The organism is Shewanella sp. Koi 1 (assembly GCF_052907445.1).
On record NZ_JBREJM010000001.1, the window covers coordinates 621,867 to 644,675 of the forward strand.

19 protein-coding genes are annotated in these 22,809 nt (G+C 48.8%); 14 read left to right on the forward strand and 5 right to left on the reverse strand.

Annotated elements, in window-relative coordinates:
* The first annotated feature begins 237 nt into the window (after positions 1 to 237).
* Entirely contained in the window at positions 238 to 465 is a 228-nt protein-coding gene (locus ACUZ8J_RS02875; RefSeq protein ID WP_086902221.1) for a ribosome alternative rescue factor ArfA, read from the forward strand.
* A gap of 308 nt (positions 466 to 773) precedes the next feature.
* On the opposite strand, the gene rimO is transcribed toward ACUZ8J_RS02875, so the two are convergent.
* A complete protein-coding gene (gene rimO / locus ACUZ8J_RS02880) occupies positions 774 to 2,204 on the reverse strand; it encodes a 30S ribosomal protein S12 methylthiotransferase RimO (RefSeq protein WP_011624182.1) in 1,431 nt (476 codons plus the stop codon).
* 434 nt (positions 2,205 to 2,638) lie between these two features.
* Between rimO and ACUZ8J_RS02885 the strand changes: the two genes are divergently transcribed.
* Both ACUZ8J_RS02885 and ACUZ8J_RS02890 read left to right on the forward strand, forming a co-directional pair.
* Complete coding sequence (locus ACUZ8J_RS02885; protein WP_011624181.1) at positions 2,639 to 3,349, forward strand: oxidative stress defense protein; 711 nt, start codon at positions 2,639 to 2,641, stop codon at positions 3,347 to 3,349.
* Positions 3,350 to 3,551: 202 nt separating this feature from the next.
* Positions 3,552 to 4,337, forward strand: a complete 786-nt coding sequence (locus ACUZ8J_RS02890; RefSeq protein ID WP_446693009.1) for a class I SAM-dependent DNA methyltransferase — start codon at positions 3,552 to 3,554, stop codon at positions 4,335 to 4,337.
* A 617-nt stretch (positions 4,338 to 4,954) separates the two neighbouring features.
* On the opposite strand, the gene ACUZ8J_RS02895 is transcribed toward ACUZ8J_RS02890, so the two are convergent.
* Entirely contained in the window at positions 4,955 to 5,668 is a 714-nt protein-coding gene (locus ACUZ8J_RS02895; RefSeq protein ID WP_446693010.1) for a hypothetical protein, read from the reverse strand.
* A gap of 505 nt (positions 5,669 to 6,173) precedes the next feature.
* Complete coding sequence (locus ACUZ8J_RS02900) at positions 6,174 to 7,277, reverse strand: phosphoribosylaminoimidazolesuccinocarboxamide synthase (RefSeq protein ID WP_011625022.1); 1,104 nt, start codon at positions 7,275 to 7,277, stop codon at positions 6,174 to 6,176.
* A 703-nt stretch (positions 7,278 to 7,980) separates the two neighbouring features.
* Here ACUZ8J_RS02900 and ACUZ8J_RS02905 point away from each other — a divergent pair.
* From ACUZ8J_RS02905 to nrfD, 4 genes are all read left to right on the forward strand, one after another.
* On the forward strand, positions 7,981 to 8,607 hold the full coding sequence (locus tag ACUZ8J_RS02905) for a pentapeptide repeat-containing protein (protein WP_446693011.1): 627 nt from the start codon (positions 7,981 to 7,983) through the stop codon (positions 8,605 to 8,607).
* Positions 8,608 to 9,109: 502 nt separating this feature from the next.
* Positions 9,110 to 11,392 carry a thiosulfate reductase PhsA gene (phsA, locus tag ACUZ8J_RS02910; RefSeq protein ID WP_224021578.1) on the forward strand — a complete coding sequence of 761 codons (2,283 nt, stop codon included), beginning with the start codon at positions 9,110 to 9,112 and terminating at the stop codon, positions 11,390 to 11,392.
* Positions 11,393 to 11,404: 12 nt separating this feature from the next.
* Positions 11,405 to 11,971, forward strand: coding sequence for a 4Fe-4S dicluster domain-containing protein (locus ACUZ8J_RS02915; protein ID WP_011073773.1), 567 nt, complete (start codon positions 11,405 to 11,407; stop codon positions 11,969 to 11,971).
* 2 nt (positions 11,972 to 11,973) lie between these two features.
* Positions 11,974 to 12,918 (forward strand): NrfD/PsrC family molybdoenzyme membrane anchor subunit, encoded by a 945-nt coding sequence (nrfD, locus tag ACUZ8J_RS02920; RefSeq protein WP_446693012.1) that lies wholly within the window; start codon positions 11,974 to 11,976, stop codon positions 12,916 to 12,918.
* A gap of 142 nt (positions 12,919 to 13,060) precedes the next feature.
* On the opposite strand, the gene ACUZ8J_RS02925 is transcribed toward nrfD, so the two are convergent.
* Complete coding sequence (locus ACUZ8J_RS02925) at positions 13,061 to 13,804, reverse strand: sulfite exporter TauE/SafE family protein (protein ID WP_047536325.1); 744 nt, start codon at positions 13,802 to 13,804, stop codon at positions 13,061 to 13,063.
* A gap of 107 nt (positions 13,805 to 13,911) precedes the next feature.
* Positions 13,912 to 14,226 (reverse strand): met regulon transcriptional regulator MetJ, encoded by a 315-nt coding sequence (gene metJ, locus ACUZ8J_RS02930; protein WP_011073770.1) that lies wholly within the window; start codon positions 14,224 to 14,226, stop codon positions 13,912 to 13,914.
* A 222-nt stretch (positions 14,227 to 14,448) separates the two neighbouring features.
* Here metJ and metB point away from each other — a divergent pair, with 222 nt between their 5' ends.
* From metB to ACUZ8J_RS02965, 7 genes are all read left to right on the forward strand, one after another.
* A complete protein-coding gene (gene metB / locus ACUZ8J_RS02935; protein WP_446694896.1) occupies positions 14,449 to 15,612 on the forward strand; it encodes a cystathionine gamma-synthase in 1,164 nt (387 codons plus the stop codon).
* Positions 15,613 to 15,623: 11 nt separating this feature from the next.
* Complete coding sequence (locus ACUZ8J_RS02940; RefSeq protein WP_446693013.1) at positions 15,624 to 18,017, forward strand: bifunctional aspartate kinase/homoserine dehydrogenase II; 2,394 nt, start codon at positions 15,624 to 15,626, stop codon at positions 18,015 to 18,017.
* 216 nt (positions 18,018 to 18,233) lie between these two features.
* Positions 18,234 to 18,668 (forward strand): IS200/IS605-like element ISShes8 family transposase, encoded by a 435-nt coding sequence (gene tnpA / locus ACUZ8J_RS02945; protein ID WP_039978090.1) that lies wholly within the window; start codon positions 18,234 to 18,236, stop codon positions 18,666 to 18,668.
* Positions 18,669 to 18,930: 262 nt separating this feature from the next.
* Positions 18,931 to 19,824: a methylenetetrahydrofolate reductase gene (gene metF / locus ACUZ8J_RS02950; RefSeq protein ID WP_011624168.1), complete on the forward strand. Its 894-nt coding sequence runs from the start codon at positions 18,931 to 18,933 to the stop codon at positions 19,822 to 19,824.
* 372 nt (positions 19,825 to 20,196) lie between these two features.
* The gene (gene slyA / locus ACUZ8J_RS02955) at positions 20,197 to 20,670 is read left to right on the forward strand and encodes a transcriptional regulator SlyA (RefSeq protein WP_086902296.1); all 474 of its coding nucleotides are present in this window, start codon (positions 20,197 to 20,199) and stop codon (positions 20,668 to 20,670) included.
* Positions 20,671 to 20,678: 8 nt separating this feature from the next.
* A complete protein-coding gene (locus ACUZ8J_RS02960) occupies positions 20,679 to 21,737 on the forward strand; it encodes an HlyD family secretion protein (RefSeq protein ID WP_446693014.1) in 1,059 nt (352 codons plus the stop codon).
* 16 nt (positions 21,738 to 21,753) lie between these two features.
* Positions 21,754 to 22,782 (forward strand): DUF2955 domain-containing protein, encoded by a 1,029-nt coding sequence (locus ACUZ8J_RS02965; RefSeq protein WP_086902211.1) that lies wholly within the window; start codon positions 21,754 to 21,756, stop codon positions 22,780 to 22,782.
* Positions 22,783 to 22,809 lie beyond the last annotated feature (27 nt).

The following is a 22,809-nucleotide window of genomic DNA, read 5'->3' on the forward strand; positions in this document are numbered from 1 at the left end:
GTGATTACAAAGGGTAATCTTGCCGCCAATGGGCGAGCTAAAAGTACAACTAAGGCGAAGGCTTGTTAGCCTAATGTATTATTTTTATTGAATTAATCTATCATACTTTTTGATAATAAAAAGCGTGATTCTTTGCACTACTGCACAAACTCTGTACATCCTGTCATATTGCGCTATAGTGTCGCCGCAGGTCGAGTGAGGCGCATTGGCCTGCATGAAATTAATTGAGGAGTTCCTATGGCAAAGCTTAAAGAGACTAGCGTGCTCGAACATGAAAATGGTCGCGGCACTATTACCGACAACGCACTCAAGGCAGTGGTGACTAGCTCATTGTTTAGAATGCGCACCGAAAAGCCGAAAAAGGGCAAAGGGTCTTACAACCGTAAAGCAGCAAACCGAAAGGGGTATCAGCACAGGGGCGATACCCCTTTCGACTTTATGGGAGTTTGCCTTGCTGGAGCCTAGCGTTGAAGCCTTAACTTTGCTCGCGCTGATTTGTTTATCCCTTATCTCTGCTCGATTTCTCTTTGATTCTTATCCTGTAAACCTTTAACGCGCCATTCTCGAACTTATTCCTCGACTTATCTGCTCTGCCATTTGCTGCCGATATCCTTCAATGCCTATCACTAGGTCGGTAACGTTTGCCCATAAAAAAGCGAGCCCCTTGACTATTAATATCAAGGGCTCGCTATTGATGCTTTTAATCCGGCGAATCGAATGCCGAGGACAAGCGCTTAGAGCGAATGCCTAAGCCTAGTGTTTAAGTCGAGTGCTTAAGCTTCGATATCATCTTCTGCATCGGCGTCGACTAACTCGGCCCACAGATCGTGCTCGTCCGAGTGAGTGATCACCGCGCGAACTAACATGCCGGGTTCGAGTTCGGTTTCACCGTTGATAAAGACCATGCCGTCGATTTCTGGAGCATCGGCGAAGCTGCGGCCAATCGCGCCTTCTTCGTCTACGTCATCGATCAGAATATCCATAGTGCGGCCAACGAAACGGGCTAAACGCTCGGCGCTGATCTCGGCTTGGACTTCCATAAATCTGTGGTATCTGTCTTCCTTCACGTCTTCGCTGATAAGTTCAGCGATGGTGTTGGCTACAGCGCCTTCTACTTCTGAGTACTTGAAGCAGCCTACGCGGTCGAGGCGCGCTTCACGCAGGAAGTCGAGTAGCATTTCGAAGTCTTCTTCGGTTTCGCCAGGGAAGCCCACGATGAAGGTTGAGCGGATCACCAAGTCTGGGCAGATTTCGCGCCAGCGTTGGATGGCTTCTAACTGACGGTCAACACGGCCTGGACGCTTCATCATCTTCAGGATGCGAGGGCTCGCGTGCTGCATTGGAATATCTAGGTATGGTAGGATTAAACCTTCGGCCATCAAGGGGATCAGATCGTCAACCCATGGGTATGGGTAGATGTAGTGTAAACGTACCCAAGCGCCCATCTTGCCTAATTGGCGGGCAAGGCTAGTGATGTCTTGCTTCACTGGCATACCGTTCCAGAAGTCGGTGCGGCCGCCCTTGTCTTTACCGTAGGCAGAGGTGTCTTGGCTAACGACTAAAATTTCTTGCACGCCTGATTCAACTAAGCGTTTCGCTTCATCTAAAACGCTACCTGCTGGGCGGCTGTCTAAATCGCCACGCAGTGCTGGGATAATGCAGAAGGTACAACGGTTATCACAACCCTCTGAAATCTTTAAATAAGCATAATGCTTAGGCGTTAACTTAACCCCAGTTTGTGGGATTAACGAGGTAAATGGGTTGTGCTCTGGTTTTGGCACGTACTTGTGTACATGCTTTAACACGGCTTCGTAGCTGTGTGGGCCCGTGATTTCGAGCACGTCAGGGTGCACTTCACGGATTTGGTTTTCCTTGGCGCCTAAACAGCCGGTCACGATCACTTTGCCGTTTTCTTCTAGGGCTTCGCGCACCGCATCTAAGGATTCTTCAACCGCCGCATCGATAAAGCCACAGGTGTTGACGATAACCAGATCGGCATTGTCGTAGCTGTTGGTGACTTCATAGCCGTCGATGCGTAATTGGGTCAGAATGCGCTCTGAGTCCACTAGGTTTTTTGGGCAACCCAAAGACACGAAACCGATGCGATTCCCTGTAGCAGTAGAATCAGCACTCGCTGCTTCTAATGTCTTGGCTGGGGTCTCAAGCGTGGTTGTTTGCTTAGGATTAAAAGTTTCAACTGTCATGGTGTCTCGCTGATGCTGATAAAAGAGCGCCGTAAAAAGAGCGCGGATTATACCTGAAGTGATTAAAAGGTACAGTGTCTTTGGGTGAAAAGTGTACAGCCAAGAGAGCGTTTCTACCAGTTGCGGCGCGGCAGAGTCCGTAGCTTAGTTATCCCGCCGCATTTCATCTTGAGTGAATGGCTTTACGGTTTGAATGGCGCAGTGCACAGCCGCTCGGCGCCGATTTAAAAAATTTTCAAAAAAATTAACCCTTTTTATTTTTGCCTGCGTTTATAGGGGTAGTTTGCATGATGCGTGGCTATCGCAACGGACGATAAATGGTGCTGTTACATATTGGTACTTACACCTTGGGATAGGGAGTCGTACTTTTAGTCGATAGCCGCCGCGTCAGAACCACGGCAGTCTCGCCTTAAATGATTTAGTTGGAGTTAACAATGAAGCATTCTCTTTTAGCTGTATTAGTGGCTGGTGGTCTTTTTTCAGGTGTGTTTACCGCGAAGGCGATGGCCGCCGACGTAGATTTTCCCCATATCGAAACCATGGGCGTGAGCCAAATTCAGGTTGAGCCGGATATGGCAGAGCTTAATGTCGAAGTCGCCGTTACTGAGAAAGAGGCCAAGGCCGCCAAGGATAATTCGGATGCCGCAGTGGCGAAATTTATCGCCCGTTTAACCGCCGCGGGCATTACCAAGGAACAAATCCAAAGCGCTAACTTAAATCTGCAGCCGCAATATGTGTATGCCCAAGATAAGGCGCCAGAGCTAAGTGGTTATACCGCGAGTCGCCAAATCACAGTCACCATTAGTGATTTAGCCCGCTTAAATACGATTTTGGACTCCGCCTTAGAGGAGGGGATCAACAGGGTCAATAATATCGCCCTTAAGTCGAGCAAAGAGGCCGAGTATGTGGCCAAGGCGCGCCAAGCGGCCATTGTCGATGCTAAACAAAAAGCCGAAAGCTTAGCCAAGGGATTTGGGGAGAACTTAGGTAAGGTGTGGCAAATTCGTTATTACGATCAACGCCCTGTGCAGCCCGTGATGTTACGTATGAATGCCAAGGCCGATGCCATGGGCGCCGCCGAAAGCTATCAATATGGCCAAGTGACTATCGAAGATAGAGTCGAAGTGGTTTATAAACTCAAATAAAACCGCGATGTGAGTATGACTCTCAATCACTCTGGGCTGCTCAACTGAGCAGCCCATTTTTTATCCTAGTTTGCTGTTTTATTGAATAAAATGGATTCTCGCGTTTTACTCTCGACTCTAGGGCGGAATTGCGTGTATCGGTTCTTAGCCAACTGATATATGATGCGCCACCCTTAATTGCCTATGGCTCCTGTTTGCCGCTATGTCTTCTAACGCGCTTTATACCGATCTCTCTGGTTATTACGATCTCATGTGCTCCGATATCAACTATCAACAACAGAGTGCGAGCATCCATCGATTGCATCAGTTCTTAGGCAATAATGGCAAGCAACACCTCGATTTAGCCTGTGGCACTGGCCCGCATGTAAGGCATTTTATCGATCTAGGTTATCAGTGTCGTGGCCTTGATATTAATCAACCCATGCTCGATATGGCCATGCGTCGCTGCCCTGAAGCGCAGTTTAATCTACAGGATATGACCGCCTTTTATCTCGAGCAGCCAGTGGATTTAATTACCTGTTTTTTATATTCCATCCATTACAGTGCGGGTATCGAGCGCCTTAAAAGTTGTATCGCCAGTGTGCACCGCGCCCTGAATGACGGCGGGATATTTTGTTTTAACTCGGTTGATAAGCACCGCATCGATAACCGCTTATCGATTAAGCATTTTGCCGAGTTTGAGGGACACCATTTTGCCTTTGAATCTGGCTGGCATTACAGTGGTCAAGGCGAAAACCAGTCATTAAACCTGAGTATTGCAAAGAGTCAGCAACCTTTTACTCAACTCACTGATTTCGAAGGCGATACTTCTCTGCATCAGACTGAGTTATGGCAAGACCAACATACTATGGTCGCGACCAGTTTCGCAGAGCTGCAAGCGTTACTCGCGCCATATTTTGAAGTACATATTTTTGAACACGATTATGAAAAAATCGTCCCATGGGATTTAAGCTCAGGTAATGCGCTGTTTGTCTGTGTGAAGATTTAACCTTAGGTTGAAGGTGGCAACTTTTTTACTTTCATCAGTCTTCTTTAGCTTATTTAGACTGTTGATGGTTTCTTTATAAAGTCAAAGTCAAAGTCAAAGTCAAAGTCGTGGGGCTTCATCTCACACTTGTTTATGTCGATGTATTGTCATAGCGGCCTAACGGCCGAGGTGAATCAAACTCGTGGGGCTTCATTTCACACTTGTTTATGTAGATGTATCGTCATAGCGGCCTAACGGCCGAGGTGAATCAAAGTCGTGGGGCTTCATTTCACACTTGTTTATGTAGATATATCGTCATAGCGGCCTCACGGCCGAGGTGAATCAAAATCGTGGGGCTTCACCCCACACCCGACCAAGGAGGACTGCTCGTCCTATCCTCCTTGGATTCTCCAAGACGCCCCAACGGAGTTGAAAGCCCCTTGTGCTCATAGCCAAATTTGCTATCGCTTCCGAAGGATGCGTCCCTGCACCTGCGAAAGCTAGCTTGCCATCCATGGCAAGACTCACGCAATTTGTCTATTCGCCCTGCGGCAACTCCGAGGGGAGGGTGAACTTCTCTGAACTCGGCGTTTGCCGTTAATCCCAAAAGAGTTATGCCTGTCCAATCTTTTAATGTGCTATTTTCGACTAAACTTTTGCAACATCTTATTAAAGTCGACTACAGAAGTTCCTCCAGATGTTCGAGATAGACTCATAGACTTTGCTGACTGGCTTACAACCCAATTAGCACAACCTTTTGGCAGTTGACTTGAATAAAATTCATACAGCGTGTTGTGACCAAATTTACTTTCAAGCTCTGATATAACAGCCATTATATGGTTGTAAACAACTTTGCCAAATTCTAGAGCTTCATCCACTGATGGAATATAACCTTTATGAATTACATTGTTTCTAAAGCCTCGATCTTTGCTACTTAGTTCAGGTGGTAATTCACCTAGCGATGATAAATAGAGGTAAGTAAAAGCCCCTAGTTGCCTTTCAGATTGATTTGAAACTGTTTTCCAAGCCTGATCTGCCAGCTTTGAAGTAACGCCAGTGTTTACCATTTGAAATTTAATGAAGAATTCATAAAACCGCTCCAATGAGCTAGAAAACGATGAAACGGACTCGCGCGTATAGCCATCTCCCAAAGCATTCATGCCTAAGTCGTATAAGATTTCATATTTAGCCGCACTTAATACAACTGAATAATCATGACCTTGAGGACATTTAATTTCATGTACTCCGCTATCGTGAAGCATGTGAGGTGTAAGTCTAAAACTTAAGGTTTGAGTACTACTTTTATCAAATGCTTCTCGCATACAATAAGGGCAAGTGTGATTAATCCTCATGGGATGCCTCTAAATTTATAACGATTGTCTAGTGCGCACGCGTACAATGTCTGCTCGTTTATTTTGTGCATTTTTCATAATTATTTGAATATATAAGATAGAATATGCATATTGTTTTTTCAGTCAATCGAAGACCACACCAAAGCCTCAGAAGTACACCTTCCCCTGCGAAGTTGCCGCGGGGCGTTGGAATAAATTGCGTGAGTCCGGTCATGGATGACCGGCTAGCTTTCGGGGTACAGGATGTACCATCGGAAGCGATAGCAATTTATCCATAAGACCAAGGCTAGTCTCTAATGCATGTAACTTCGCTAGGGGCGGCAAGGGAGATCCAAGAGGGAATTGCTGTTGATCCCCTCTTGGTCGGGTGTGGGTTGAAGACCCACGACTTTGATTTTGTTTTTTAAAATAATCAAACGAAGTTTGATGAAAACAAAAAAGGCGCCTAAGCGCCTTTTCTACATTCTGGGGTTAAGGAAAAACTCCCTACCTCATCGAAATCTGATTAAACAATCAGATCATACTCTTCACGTAGGATCTTAATAATATCTGCCTTTGGATTGGCTGGCAGCGGAATTGCCGCGCCAGTTACCTTCTCGGCGATGCCGGTGTAAGTGCGTGACACATCCATCATGGCCTCTAATGGCAGGGCATTATCACGGGCGAGGGCTTCGCGCTCTGGCATTCTGTCTTTGTTGAGCAGAATATCCGGATCGGGGAAGTGGTTCAGCAGGAACTGACGGAAGCCTTCCTTAGAGTTTTCAAGGATTTTACCATCGCGGTAGGCGGCGCCGTCCCAAATGCGGGATGAATCTGGGGTGCCTACTTCATCCATATAGATCAGTTTTGAGTTGCCGTTTTTATCAGTCACATAACCAAACTCGAACTTGGTATCCACAAACACTTGGTCAAGGTCGGCCAGCGCTTTAGCGATCACCTTAAAGCCATCTTTTAACAGCTTCTCGTACAGGTCGATATCTTCTACCTTTTCAAAACCAAAGGCTTGATAGTTGGCTTCGATATCGCTGCGACTGATGTTCACATCGTCCTGCGCGGGCACACCGGGAATACCGGTTAAGATGCCTTTGGTCGAAGGAGTGATCAGCAAATCTGGCAGCTTTTGATCTTTCTCTAAGCCTTCTGGCAGTGTGATACCGCAGAATACGCGCTCGCCCTTAGAGTAGGCGCGCCACATTGAGCCAGTAATGTATTGGCGGCAAATGGCCTCGACTTTAATCGGACGGGCTTTTTGGACTATCCAAACGAAGGGATGCGGAATATCTAAAATGTGGCTGTCGGCTAAACCGTTTTCGGCAAATAACTTAAACCAATGATTAGAAATGGCATTTAATGCCGCGCCTTTACCAGGAATGCCTTTTAATCCGCCTTCACCGTGGAAGATGCAGTCGAAGGCTGAGATACGGTCGCTAATCACCATAATGGCAAGTGGCGTATCTTCGGGCACATTGTAGCCCTTGGTTTGAATTAAACGGCGGCTGTCGGCGTCGGTTAGCCAGTAAACGCTACGTACCTTGCCGCTATGGACTGGGCTGTCGGTGCGGATGGGTAAATCGTTGTTTACGGCTAATACGGAATCAGCAAGACTCATGACGAGTATTCCTTTGGATAGAGAGTGTAGGGACGAGTTTTTTATTCGTTGCGGTGTGCTTAAGCTGTAAATGCTTTGCCACCTTTTTATTATTGACCAACAGCTTATCGCTAAGTGCGCACAAGAGATTGGTGAGGTTAAAACGTAAAGCGAATAGGATATTTTCGGGCGATAGGCAGGAGAGAGAAGGTCGGGATAAGGGGTAAAAATAGCACGCAGAGCAAGGTTGGCGCCAGAGAGAATCTGGTCTGTTCAAGCGGGGAAACCCCGTGCCATTTTGCTCGAAAAGGCTAACCATTAATCCGAGAGAACCTTGTTAGACAGCCGCGAAAAGTGGCGCCATTTTACCTTTATTCGCAAAATTTTCCACGGCTATTTATGCACATCTGTGCGGCGTGTCGGGGGAAATTGGGGAGGGGAGCAATGCGGCGGCTGAAAATACTTTCCATGAAACCCGAGTAGAGGAATCGCGAAGCTTGAGTTTATAGTGTGACTCGCTAAGCCTTAGAATGGTATTAATCCCAATATAGGCATGCAGTTAGCTCTGTAAATCGGGTTAGCATAGGCGGTCTGAATAAAGGTCGTGGCTAAGCACGATATACAGCGTTGCCTTTGCGTTAACGCCCATTTTTTGTGAATTGAAAAACACAGTTTGCCCATCAGCCCTTAGCCTAAGGCAGGGGGGGCACAGTAGGGGTAGTCAATGACAGATGTAAAAACGCCGATGATGGCGCGCGCCGCATCCGAGGGGCGATATTTTTTCTCGCAGCAATTTATCGCCTTGGCAGAAAGCCAAACCCAGTGGCAGGAGTTGGAGTTTGAAGAGTGCGAGTTCCACGATTGCCAGTTTAGCGATAGCACATTCCGTAACTGTAAGTTTATCGATTGCCGTTTTGTGGGCTGTAATTTGAGCCTGCTCAAGGTGCCCTTAAGCCAATTTAACGGCGTGCGTTTTGAAGAATGTAAGTTGGTCGGCATAGATTGGACCCGCGCCGCTTGGCCGAGATTATCCTTTGCGGCGCCTTTTAGCTTTAGCACCTGCATCCTAAACGACTGCTCTTTTATGGGGCTTCAGCTCGATGAAATGGTGCTCGAGGGTTGTAAGGCGCAGGATGTGGATTTCCGTGAGGGCAAGTTTAATCGCGCCAACTTTAGTTACAGCGATTTTCGCCACAGCTTATTTGGCCGCACCGAGTTGATGGAGGCGGATTTCTCCGAGGCGACCGATTACGATATCGATATTTTTAACAATAAAATCAAGGGCGCTAAGTTTAGTCGCGACGAAGCGATTCGCTTATTAAATGGCTTAGAGATCACCTTGGTTGACTAACTCCCTTAGGCATTGGCCTTGCTTATGCCTTACTCCCTTTCCACCTTTCCCCTGTGACGACTGGGCGAAACACTTATCTCAAACTCTCTGCGCACGCGGCCATTCTAAATATGGGAGTGGCTTTTGAGGGTTTTTGAGAACTTTTTAGCTTATCAAAGCCGCGAGCCTGTGCGCAGGCTTAGTACAGGCTTAGTACAGGCTTAGTACAGGTTTAGGCAAAACAGGCTTATTGATCTTATTCACGATTTTTTAGAACAATTTTAACTTTTAGTTGCCGCAGATCACACTCAACTTGGCCATGTGGTTTACCACAATATCCGCCTCTCCCTTTCGGGATAACAATCACCCTGAAACAGCAAAATGCCAGCGTTTCTTAAGGCATTGGCACTAATAACTAAAAACCTGTGAGCGAATTTAGTCTTTAACCGCAGTGGTAAGTCAAAGCCTAAGTTTGCGTGTGCCAAGTGGTGCATTAGGGTGGATGAGTGTGATGGAGGTAACCATGATTGAGCTTAATAGGCGAACCTTTTTAAAGGGCGCAGGGGCCAGCGGTGCAACATGTGCATTGGCTAGCCTGTTGCCGGGCAGCTTAGCGGCATTAGAGAGCAAGCAGCTAAAGGGAATGGGCAAAGACATTGCCAGTATCTGTGAGATGTGTTCGACCCGTTGCCCGATTTCAGCGCGGGTGATTGAAGGTAAAAACGTCTTTATCAGCGGTAATAAGGCGGCTAAATCCTTTGGCGGTAAAGTCTGTGCCCGCGGTGGTGCTGGTCATAGTTTGCTGTACGATCCACAGCGGATTGTTAAACCGCTAAAACGGGTTGGCGAGCGTGGCGAGGGTAAATGGGCTGAAATCAGTTGGGATGAAGCCTATCAACTGATTGCCGATAATCTCACTAAAATCAAGCAAGCTCACGGCCCAGAGGCGGTAGCGTTTTCCTCAAAATCTGGCTCGCAAGAAAAACACTTATTCCACCTCGCCACGGCGTTTGGTAGCCCAAATACCTTTACCCATGCATCTACTTGCCCCGGCGGTTATGAAATTGCTGCTATGGCCATGTTTGGCACTAAGGTGAAACGCGATTTAAGTAACTCAAAATACATTATTAACTTCGGCCATAACCTGTACGAAGGTATCAACATGTCCGAAACCCGTGGCATGATGGCGGCGCAAATGGATAAAGGCGCCAAGCTGGTGGTGTTCGAGCCAAGATTCTCAGTAGTTGCCGATAAAGCCGATGAATGGTACGCGATTCGTCCTGGTACCGACGTGGCCGTCGCTTTAGCCTTATGCCATGTATTGATTGAAGAAAACCTTTACGACAAAGCCTTTGTTGAGCGTTATGTCGAAGGCTTTGACACCTTTGCCGCTGAAGTAAAAGCCTATACTCCTGAGTGGGCCGAAACGATCTCCGATGTGCCCGCTAAAGATATTCGTCGTATTGCCCGTGAATATGCGGCTAAAGCGCCCCATGCTGTGGTGGATTTTGGTCACAGAGCCACCTTTACCACCGAAGAGTTTGAAATGCGCCGCGCGCTTTACGCTGCCAACATCTTGATTGGTAACATCGAACGTAAAGGCGGGATCTACCTAGGGCAAAAGCCTAGTGATTATAACAAGCTCGCCGGTGAAAATGTGGCCCCCGTGCTGGGTAAGCCCGGCGTAAAAGATATGCCAAAGCCTGCGGCAAAACGTATCGACCAAGTGGAAGAACAGTACGCCATGATGTGGTCTGCGGGCGGGATTTATCAAACCGTCCTCGATGCGACCTTAAGCGCGGTGCCTTATCAGTTACATGGCTGGGTGATGTCCCGTACTAACCCAATGCAAACCATGACCGACAGAGCGCGAGTGGTCGAAGCCTTGAAAAAGCTCGACTTTGTTGCCGTGTGCGATGTGTATATCAGTGAAACCGCGGCCTATGCCGATGTGATTTTACCTGAGTCTACCTACCTTGAGCGTGATGAGGAAATCGCTGACAAGTCCGGTAAAAACCCTGCCTACTATGTGCGCCAACGGGTGGTTGAAACCCTAGGCGACACTCGTCCGTCATGGCAAATATTTAAGGATATTGGCCACAAACTGGGGCTAAGTGAATTCTATCCATGGGAAAACATGGAGACCCTGCAACTGTTGCAGGTAAACCGCGACACAGAGCTGCTGCGCCGGATCAAAGACGAAGGTTTTGTCAGCTTCGGTAAGCCGATTATGTTGCGTGAACCTAAAATGGTGGCCGAATTTACCAAGGCCTATGCCAATGCCAAACCTGCGGATGAAGACGGCACCTACGGCAGTTTACTCAGCTTTAAAACCCCAAGCGGCAAGATTGAATTGACCTCCGCCAAGGTTGAAGCCATGGCGCCAGGACGCGGCGTCATTAAGTTCCGCGAAGTGCAGCTTAAAAAGCCAAATGAACTCTACTTTATCCAAGGTAAGGTGGCGGTGCATACCAATGGCGCGACCCACAATGTGCCCATGCTGGCGAATTTGATGTCGGATAACGCTGTATGGGTTCATCCAGATACTGCGAGTAAATTAGGCATCAGCAATGGTGACCCTATCCGCTTAACCAGCAGCGTAGGTACAGAAGAAGGCCATGCGTTAGTCACCCCGGGCATTCGCCCCGATACCGTGTTTGCTTATATGGGCTTTGGCTCTAAAAACAAAGAGTTGGTTAGAGCGACAGGCAAAGGTATCCACTGCGGAAACTTACTGCCCCACGTTACCGCACCTGTGTGTGGCATGACGGTACATACCACTGGCGTCACGCTGGCAAAACGCTAATTGGAGGCTCAAATGACGAAAAGATATGTGATGGTGCACGATGAGAACAAGTGCATCGGCTGCCAAGCCTGTAACGTGGCTTGCCGCAGTGAAAACGGCGTTCCAGAAGGGGTGACCCGTTTGCAGGTGAGAGTCGAAGGGCCCTATGGCGAAATGCCCAATCTGCATTTTAAGTACCACAGAGTGTCTTGCCAGCAGTGTGAAGATGCGCCCTGTGTGAAGGTGTGTCCAACGGGCGCGGCCTATGTGGGCGAAGATGGCATTGTCTCCATCCACGGCGACAAGTGTGTGGGTTGTATGTACTGCGTGGCGGCGTGTCCCTACAAAGTGCGTTTTATGAATCCCGAAACCAAAGTGGCTGACAAGTGTAACTTCTGTAAGGACACGCGTTTGGCCCGGGGTGAAGAGCCTGCCTGTGTGACGGTGTGCCCGACTGATGCCTTGGTGTTTGGCGATGCTAACGATCCACAAAGTGAAGTGGCCACATTGCTCAACACTAAGATCACTTACCAAGATAAGACCCATTTAGGCACTAAACCTAGGGTATATCGCGTTCCTACCAAAAGAGGGGGGATTTGATTATGAACAATACTTGGGGCGATATGGCGCAATATGATCCCGTCACTTGGCACTGGGTCATCGCCGTGTATCTGTTTATGGCGGGTTTATCCGCCGGAAGTTTGCTGATTGGTATCGGTTTGCGTTGGTTTAATCAAGAAAAAATGCAAGTTGAGAGCAATATCCTCAAGGCCGCGGCGATTATTGGCCCTGTGGCAATCAGCTTAGGCTTGGCTTGTTTAGTGTTTGATTTAACTAAGCCTTTCCACTTCTGGTTGATCTTAATTAACTACAACTTCCAGTCCGTTATGGCGATTGGGGTATTAGCGCTGCTGGCTTACTCACCCTTGGCATTTGCCTACGCGATTTTAGTACTGCGTGACGATTTGCCAAAGTGGGGCTTAGGTTTCCTCGCGCCTATCGCTAAGCTGCTGATGCCCTTTAGAAAGCTGATTGAAGTGCTATTGTTTGTCCTCGCCATTGGTGTGGGCGCTTACACAGGCTTCTTAATCTCGGCGATGAATGCCTATCCGATGCTAAACACTGCTGTATTGCCTGCACTGTTCTTGGTATCTGGTTTATCAGCGGGTGCGGCGGCCAATGCGGTGCTGGCGCTGGTGATGTTCAAAACCGATAGCCACGACAAGACCTTAGCTAAAATGCATGGCTTAGAATTGCCTGTGATGGCAATCGAAATCATGTTCCTGTTTATGTTGTTCTGCGCCTTGTACTTTAAGGGCGGAGCGGCGGCTGCGGCGCTGGCATCACTCACCTCTGGCGTGTGGGCAAGCGTATTCTGGATTGGTGTCGTGGGGATTGGCTTTGGTGTGCCATTGCTATTTATGCTGCTTCCCGCAGCGACTCGCCACACTAAGGGCGCAATGATTATGGTGGCCTGTGCCAGCTTAACCGGCGTGCTCGCCCTGAGACACTTTATTGTGTATGCAGGCCAAAGTTACTTAAGCTAACGTATTGATGCTAGCGCAATAAGTATCACTTAAATGCGATTAAGTGATGCTCGAATGGATGACAGCTCGTATCCACAGCAACAAAAAGCACCGTTAAACGGTGCTTTTTTTATGGCTGCGATTGGCTGCAATTGGCATGAGGTTATTGCGGTAATAACTCAATCACTGATTTGACCGTGAGCACTAAGGCGCTGATAGCACAGAGCGCTAAGGTCGCCATCTTGGTCTTATGTTTATCCACATTTCCCACCAGTTTGCCCGCCACGAGATAGCCTAAAAAGACCGAGGGCAATAGCATTAGCGACAGCCAAAAGTGCTTGATTTCGAGTAGGCCCGTCACACCAAGAATCGCCAAGGCAATGGTCGAACTAAAGATAAAGAAGGCCGATAACGCCGCGCGAAACTGCGAAGCATCCTTACCCGCCAATAAAATCGCCATCGGCGGACCACCAATGGCGGCGATATTGCCAAAGATCCCCGAGACGACTCCCGCGCCAAACAGAGTCGCTTTGTTCACCGGCAGGCTGAATTTATACAAACTGAGCACCACGGCAACCGTCACAATCGCGGCAATTGCTAAACCAAGAATCGGCTGCGGCGCAAACAGTAATAGGCTGGCACCGATAAAGCCACCGGGCACCCGACCGATGAGCGCGTATTGCAAGCCATTGAATTCTAAATGGCCGCGTTCACGCAATAGGGTGAGTAGCGCGATGGAAAATCCCATCACAATCACGGGGGCGGGCACTAATTGGGGATCGACGATATACAGCAACGGACTGGCGACCACGGCTAAGCCAAACCCAATCAGACTCTGGGTGAGGGCACCTAAAAACACAATCACAGACGCAATAGCAAGCGTTTGTGGATCGATCAAGGAGAACATAGGATTCCATCAAAACAAAATAGGGATCGTTACTTTAACCCACCACGCCGGATGAGTATTAACGATCCCTAATAATTAGTTACGGCAGGATTATGGACGCTTAAGCGTTATTCCATGTCTTCCCACTCGATCCCCATTTCGTCCATCAACCGCTTCGCTTCAGCGGGGATGCTGTCTGGGCACTCTTTCGACAGATCGGCATCATCAGGCAGAGGCTGGCCGGTGTAGGCATGCAAAAATGCTTCGCACAACAGTTCGCTATTCGTTGCGTGGCGCAGGTTGTTGACCTGACGACGCGTACGTTCATCCGTGAGGACTTTTAGCACTTTGAGCGGAATAGACACAGTAATTTTCTTTACTTGTTCATTCTTCTTGCCATGTTCAGCATAGGGGCTGATGTATTCCCCATTCCATTCAGTCATTGACTCACCTGTTATAACGCTAAATTCGGGGCAGATTTTAAACCCTTACAGATTACAGTCAAATTATTGCTACTATTTCTTAGCGATTGCAAACAGATTTCTTTATGTTTAGACGTCTAAACGTCTTAACGCCTATTGACGATACCACTGGGCTTAGGTACATTTAGACGTCCAGACATCTCTTTGCGAACTTAGGAGTTCCCGATGACCGCAGGCAAATTAGTGACCGAGCGTCAATTAGCCACATTGGCAGTGCGTCAGGGTATCGAAAGCGATACTCAATATGGCGCCGTGGTGCCGCCAATTTACCTGTCGACGAATTACGCCTTCGATGGTCATAAAAATCCTCGCGAATTTGACTACAGCCGTTCCGGCAATCCTACTCGCAGCATCTTAGGCGATGCCTTAGCTAAGCTGGAAAAGGGCGCAACCGGTGTAGTGACTTGTACTGGCATGGCAGCCATTACCTTAGTGACCACTTTACTGGGACCAGATGATTTACTGGTGGTGCCCCACGATTGTTACGGTGGCTCTTACCGTTTATTCACCAACCTCGCGAAAAAAGGCCAATTTAAACTGCTGGTGGTCGATCAAACCGACAGCCAAGCACTTGAGCAAGCGATTGCCCGGCAACCTAAGATAGTGTGGATTGAAACCCCATCCAACCCATTACTGCGGGTGGTTGATATCGAAGCTATTGCCAAGGCAAGTCATGGTGTGGGCGCGTTAGTGATAGTGGACAATACTTTCCTGTCGCCGATTTTGCAGCAACCGCTATTGCTCGGCGCCGATATCGTTATCCACTCCACCACTAAGTACATTAATGGCCATAGCGATGTGGTGGGCGGCGCGGTGATCGCCAAAGACCTTCAACTCGGTGAGACCTTACATTGGTGGTCGAACACCTTAGGCTTAACCGGTTCTGCCTTTGACAGTTATCAAACCCTGCGCGGCCTGCGTACTTTAGCTGTGCGCATTCGTGAGCACCAACGCAATGCCGAGCGTATTGTGGAGTTACTGAGTAACAGCCCAGTCGTGAGTAAAGTGTATTACCCAGGTCTTGCTGATCATCCAGGCCATGCCATTGCCGCCAAGCAACAAAAAGGTTTTGGCGCTATGCTGAGTTTTGAGCTTAAGGGCGGCGAGGCCGAAGTGGTCGCCTTTTTAGATGCGTTAAGTTTATTCAGCGTGGCGGAAAGTTTAGGCGGCGTCGAGAGTCTCGTAGCCGTGCCCGCGACCATGACCCACAGAGCGATGGAGCCGCAGGCACGTTTTGAAGCTGGTATTAAAGACACCCTATTACGTTTGTCGGTTGGTATTGAAGATGCCGACGACTTAGTTGCAGATATTCAAGCAGGATTGGCCGCCGTAGCGGCTTGTCAGTAGAGGAATTCGAGATGGCACGTTGTCACTTACATAAATTTGGTGGTTCCAGCTTAGCCGATGCCGATTGTTATCGCCGAGTCGCCCATATTCTGTTAACCCATGGTCATAGTGATGATCTGGTGGTGGTGTCTGCTGCGGGTAAAACCACAAACTTTTTATATAAATTATTGTCCCTGCGCGATAGTAATCAATTATGGCAAGAAGAGTTACAAGTCCTTATCAGCTATCAGCAAGGCTTGATTGAGCAGCTGTTATCCAATGAGCAAGCGCGGGATCTGCGTGAGCGTTTAACCACGGATAAAGCCCAGTTAATCAGTCTATTATCTTTAGATTCCCGTAACGACTACCAAATTAGCCATGTGGTGAGCTTTGGTGAGCGTTGGTCGGCGCGCCTGATGGCGGCGCTGCTGCGTGAATCGGGTGTGGCCGCAAGCCACGTGGATGCCTGTTCGATTCTTGTGGCCGACGAGGCCGCCGTACCGCAAATCCGTGTGCAAGAATCCCGCGCCAAAGTGCAAGCCTTACTGGCCGCGCATCCTAACGAGCGTTTAGTGATCACAGGTTTTATCTGTGCCAACGAGCGTGGTGATACCTTGCTATTGGGTCGCAATGGCTCTGACTTTAGCGCCAGCTTAATTGCCAGCCTTGCCGACATTGAGCGCGTGACCATTTGGACTGACGTTGAAGGGGTATTTAACGCCGATCCGAATAAGATCAACGATGCGAAATTACTCAAGAGCATGTCCCTCGCCGAAGCAGACCGCTTGGCGCGTTTAGGCTCGCCTGTTTTGCATTCGCGCACTTTGCAGCCGCTGTTTAACACTGAGGTGAGCCTAGCCGTACGTTCAAGCTACGCCTCCCATACCGATTTTACCCTGATTGCTCCCCACAGCTCCTCGGCGAGTGCGCCTGTGGTGACTAACCTGAATGCCGTGGTGTTATTTGGCTTTAAGATCGCGGGCGATGTAGCCTGTCTGCTCGAGCAATTAGTCGAAGCAGGGTTAACGCCACTGGCCCATTGGGTATCGGCGCATCAACGACTCGAGCTTGCTTATACCGCTGAAAACCAAAAACAAGTACAAAAGTTATTGGATGCGCAGGCCGAAGCCCTCGGCATTAAAGATCTGCAAATTAATACCGAACTCGGTTTAGTAGCGCTTGTGAGTGCCGATGCCGAGCATTATCGCCGCAGCTTTGCCCGTTTACTGAGCCGTGACGCTAAGCCCTTGTTCAGTGGTGATTTAAGTCTGGTGACCTTAGTGCCACAGTCGCAGGTTAATCTGCTGACGCAAAAAGTGCATCGCCGCTGCGCCGGTCCACGTAAACGCATTGGCGTATTGCTGCTGGGTGTTGGCAATATTGGCGAGGCGTGGGTGAAGCTGTTTAAGTCAGTTTCTCCCTCGCTGAATCAAGAGCTTGAAGCGCGTGTCGAGCTTGTCGGCTTGGTGAGTTCCAGCAAAGCCCTGATCAAGTCTACGGCTGTGGATTTGGAAAACTGGCAGCAGGAATTTGATGCCCAGGCAACACCTTGGCAATATGAGCACTTATTCGAACAATTAGAACAACTTAACTGCGACGAACTGATTGCATTAGATATCAGTGCTAGCGCCAGTTTAACCCTACAATACCCAGAGTTTTTCGAGCGCGGCATCCATATGGTCAGCGCAAACAAACTGGCGGGTTCTGGCCCGCTGCCGTTCTACCGCGAGCTGAAGGAGCAACTCGGTTATCGCCGTCTATTCTGGCGCTATAACGCCAGCTGCGGCGCGGGTTTACCTATCCAGCACGCCTTAAACGATTTGCGTAACAGCGGCGATACTGTTGAGGCCGTCGGCGGGATTTTCTCTGGTACCCTGTGTTGGTTATTCGAGAAATACGATACCAGCAAACCCTTCTCGGAATTAGTGGTTGAAGCGCGTGGCCTCGGCATTACTGAACCCGATCCCCGCGACGATCTTTCTGGGCGCGATATGCAGCGCAAGTTGCTGATTTTAGCCCGTGAAATCGGTCTGGAAATCGAGCTTGAAGATATTGAGCTGCGCTCCCTAGTGCCTGCCCATTTAGCGGATATTCCGTTGGAGCAATTCCTTGCCCGTATCGGTGAGCTAGATGATGAATTATTGCAGCAATATGGCGCAGCAGCGGAACAAAACAAAGTGCTGAGATATGTCGCCTCCTTGGATAATAGCGGCGCAGTCCTTAAAGCCGAGGTGGGATTACAGTGGATTGATGCGAGCCACCCCTACGCCAACCTCACGCCCGGTGACAATGTGTTTGTGATCCGCTCAGCTTTCTACCAAGGTAATCCGCTGATTATCCGTGGACCGGGTGCGGGCCGTGAGGTGACGGCCGCGGCGGTGCAATCGGATCTGACGCAGATCTGCCGCGATCTGCTGCAAGAGTAGTCATAAACCCCGACACTTGAAGAACTTAACCCCGTATCTTCAAGCTGATTCGGGCAATATTCATAGACGTAAAGGACTCATTCGAGTCCTTTTTTTATTTTTAGCCTAAAACCACCTACTTCAGTAGGTGGTTATCATCATTTGAGGCTTTGCCTGTATACCTACCCATGTTAAATGCATCTTTGATTTTTAGCGAAGTCAAAAGAGGCAAATAACATGAGTAGATACGAGCAAGCATCGCATGTGTTCTGGCGATGTCAATATCATATAGTCTGGACACCAAAGTACCGCTTTCGGATATTGAAAGGTAATGTCGGAAAAGAGGTTTATCGATGCATTCAGGTTTATTGCCATCAAATGGGATGCATAGTCATGGAGCTAAATGTTCAAGTTGACCATGTCCATTTAGTGGTGAAGGTACCTCCGAAGATATCTATATCGAATTTAATGGGGGCGTTAAAAGGTAAGATAGCGTTGAAAATATTCAGTAAATTTCCTTACCTACGTAAGAATAAACTTTGGGGAAATCATTTTTGGCAGAGAGGATACTTCGTCGATTCGATTGGAATTAACGAGGAAATAATCCGTAGATACGTTAGGCATCAAGAGAAAGTAGAGCGGCAAGAGCAGGGTCAACTTGCTCTTGAATAAAGGCCCCCTTTTAGGGGGTTAAAACAAAGCCACCTTCTTCAGAAGGTGGATTCTTTACTGGCGAGGATCAGAACTAAAATCAAGGTGGTCAACAAGGGATAAGAAAATGCCAAAAAGGGGGATTTTTTGGCTTGACTTAACGGCCAGTTTCTCTAGTATATGGACATATAGACGTCCAAACGTCCATATGGATTAAATTACTGCATTTATAAGTCGTACCAGCGCGATGGAGCGTCGCACTCGGGCGGTTGAGGAAATACACATGGCTTTTCATCACGCACAACATTCACATTCGCTAAACCAAAGTTTGTCTGAACTTAATGGCGATATTAATGTTTCTTTTGAGTTTTTCCCGCCATCAACCCCCGAAATGGAACAGATCCTGTGGAACTCTATCCGTCGTTTAGAGCCGCTGAATCCTAAGTTTGTTTCAGTGACCTATGGTGCCAACTCGGGCGTGCGTGACCGCACCCATGGTGTGATTGAACGTATTCAAAAAGAAACCAATCTGGTTGCTGCGCCGCATTTAACCTTAGTGGATGCCAGCGACGAAGAATTGTTAGATCTGGCGAAGCATTACTGGAAATCGGGGATCCGCGACATAGTGGCACTGCGTGGCGATTTACCAGCAGGTAGCCCGAAACCGACTCGCTTTGCGGCGGATTTAGTGCGCTTACTGCGCTCTGTGGCCGACTTTGATATTTCGGTTGCCGCATACCCAGAAGTGCATCCAGATGCGGCTAATGCTCAGGCCGATTTGATTAACCTCAAGCGTAAAATCGATGCCGGTGCGAGCCGTGCTATTACCCAGTTTTTCTTCGATGTGGAATCTTACCTGCGTTTTCGCGACCGCTGCGTTGCGGCGGGAATTGATGTCGAAATCGTGCCCGGCATTTTACCCGTGACTAACTTTACCCAGTTAAAACGCTTCGCGGGCATGACCAATGTGAGTCTACCGAGCTGGTTGCATAAGCAGTTCGATGGCCTAGAGAATGATGCGGGCACGCGTCAGCTGGTGGGGGCTAACGTAGCGATCGATATGGTCAAAGTATTATCCCGTGAAGGTGTTAAAGATTTCCACTTCTACACCCTTAACCGCGCAGAGCTGACCTATGCGATTTGCCATACCTTAGGGGTTCGCCCAAAGGCGGTATAACGCAGTAAACATCCATAAAAAACGCCGCTATTTAGCGGCGTTTTGTTTTTGGCTAGTGACTAATTCCTAAATCTTAAATTGGGAGAGCAGAGTCGTTAAGCGCATGGAAAGCTGCGCGAGTTCATCACCCGTCCGCGCGGTTTGCAGTGAAGTTACATTCGGAAAAATTGTTTTTAATCTCATAGGTTAATGAGATTAATGCCACTATCTTCTGCGTCTATTTCCCCCACACAAAGTGATATTACTACCGCCGTTTCATACCGTTTTGCGGATTTCGTGGCAGCGTGCACAGATCTTTTTTTCGTGGCGAATATTTACTTAGCCTGCTAACTAAGTATAATGCTTAGCAGGCTAAGTAAATGAGTAAGCATGATGCAGAAAGAATTAGAGCGATTAAAGGAGTTATCCCTAGCGGAACATTTAGGCCGCTTGCACCGACTATGGCGCACAGTGGCGGATGTGGAATTAGCGCCACTCGGGTTGACTCATCCTCGTTGGACGGCATTGTGGAAGTTATTGCGTCTGGGCGACAACGTGAGCCAGAAGGTGTTGGCGGATGCGCTGGAAATTGAATTAGCTTCTTTGATGCGCACGTTAGGGCAGCTTGAGGAGCAAGGTTTAGTCGAGCGTCACTGTTGCACTAAAGATAAGCGCGCCCGAATCGTATCGCTAACGCCCGCGGGAAAGGATGTATTAAAGCAAGTCGAAGCGCGGATTATTCAAGTGCGCGCAGAATTGTTGGCTGGGATCAGCGCCAGCGAGCTTGGTGAGTTTGAACGCATCATTAGCCTAATCAGTGATAACGCCTTAGCCAAGTTGGCTAAGAGCACAGAAATTCTTGAGTGAGAAATAAGATGACACCGGATCAACAATTTGCCCGCCTCGTAAAAATCGCCATGCTCGGTTTTGTGGCTGTGTTTGGCTATTTTATGTTTGCCGACGCAATGATGCCCTTGACCCCACAGGCCATGGCAACCCGTGTGGTGACTAAGGTGACCCCGCAGATCAGCGGCAAGATTCAAACCATTAATGTGAAGAATAACCAAGTGGTCGCCAAGGGCGATTTACTGTTTCAAGTTGACCCAGCACCCTTTGAGTTAGCCGTGTCTCAGGCAAAATTGGCCCTAGAGCAAGTGCGTCAGGACAATGCCGAGTTAGATGCTTCGTTGTTAGCCGCCAAGGCGGAAGTAAATGCCAGTACCACTACGGCTCAACTAAAACGTCGCGAAGCCAAACGTTTAGATGCACTGTATGCCACCCATGGTGTGTCGCAGCAGCAACGGGATCAGGCCGATAGTGATGCGGACGCCGCCGAGGCGAATTTGTTAGCCGCTAATGCTCGCCTCGATAAACTCAAAGTCAGTCGTGGCCTCTATGGCGAAGAAAACCTAAGGGTGCGCCAAGCGAAAAATGCCTTAGAGCAAGCTGAGCTGAACCTGTCTTACACCCAAATTCGTACCGACCAAGATGGGGTGGTGACCAACCTGCAACTCGAAGTGGGCAGTTTTGCCGCAGTAGGCCAGCCGCTACTCGCCTTAGTCTCTGATAAATTAGATATTATTGCCGACTTTCGTGAAAAGACCTTACGTGGCGTTAACGCATCTTACCCTGCATTAATCGCCTTCGATGGTGAGCCAGGCCGGTTATATCGCGCCCAAGTGAGCAGTGTCGATGCCGGTGTGAGTGCGGGGCAGTTTGATGCCAATGGCCGCTTAGCGGCGCCGCAGGAGTCGGACCGTTGGGTGCGCGATGCGCAGCGCTTAAGACTACATTTAGTGTTAGACGATGATGCGATGAATAATCTGCCAGCAGGTGCGCGTGCCACTGTGCAATTACTGCCTGACAATACGCTGTTTAGCCTGCTAGCCAAGGTGCAGATTAAGGTCATTAGCCTGCTCCATTACATCTATTAATCTCAAGGCCATTCGCATGTTGTTACGCCACAACCCTTTAACCACCAATGATTTACGCCAGTGTTTGCGGATTGCCACTGGCGGCACCATTGGCTTTACCCTCTGTAAGCTCTTTGGGTGGAGTAATGGGGTGTTTTTTACGGTAACCCCAATGTTATTGCTGGGACTCGTCCCTGTGATGAGTGGCCATGCGATGCGGCAGTTGCTGGCTTCATCAGCCATGGCTGGGCTTGAAGTCGGTTTACTCGGAGGTTTCTTCGGTAGTCACCCCGGATTGATGACGCCGATTGTCTTTTTACTGTTTTTATATCGTTTTGCGGCTATGTCCCGCGGTAGTCTATTTCTGTTTGGTGCCAATGGCGTGCTGAGTTTGAGCATTATGCTGCACTTTGCCAGCTATCCGGGCACAGATCTCAATGACTTAATCTTCAGTAATTTCTGGGCGACAGGCTTGTCCGTGGTTATTGCCTATCTGATGACGGCACTCTGGCCGGATGTCGAGCCTCGTCCAGCCTACAAACCCGGTCCTAAGGCACCGCACCGTATGCGCCACGAGGCTTTACTCGGCGCCAGCATTGCCACGCTCTCTTTCTTAGTGTTTCAGATTTTCGATTTGCGCGACTCCATGTCAGCACAGGCGACCACGCTGTTACTCCTGTTCCCCATGCATTGGAACGGGGCGCTGGATTATGCCCGTAAACGCGCGCTGGGCACCCTGCTTGGGGTGTCGTTTGGGGTAATGGTGCAACTCTTCCTCTACGATTGGTCTGGATTGTTGATCCTGATTGTGCCGCTGCTGTGGGTTGGGCTTATGTTGTTTGCGCAGGCCCATGTGAAGGAGGCTAGTGGCTCAGGTGTGGGGTTTGGTGCCATGACCACCTTAGGGATTTTGTTTGGCCAATACTTAACCCCTGGCAACGACCTGATTTTTAGTGCGCTGTACCGGGTGAGCAGCATTTTTGTGGCGATAGTCGCGACGTTATTCCTCTGTTATCTGCTACATAAGTTATTGAATAGCTTTGAAGCGACCCGATTTGGTTATTAAGAACTTAATATTAGATTTTTTTAATGC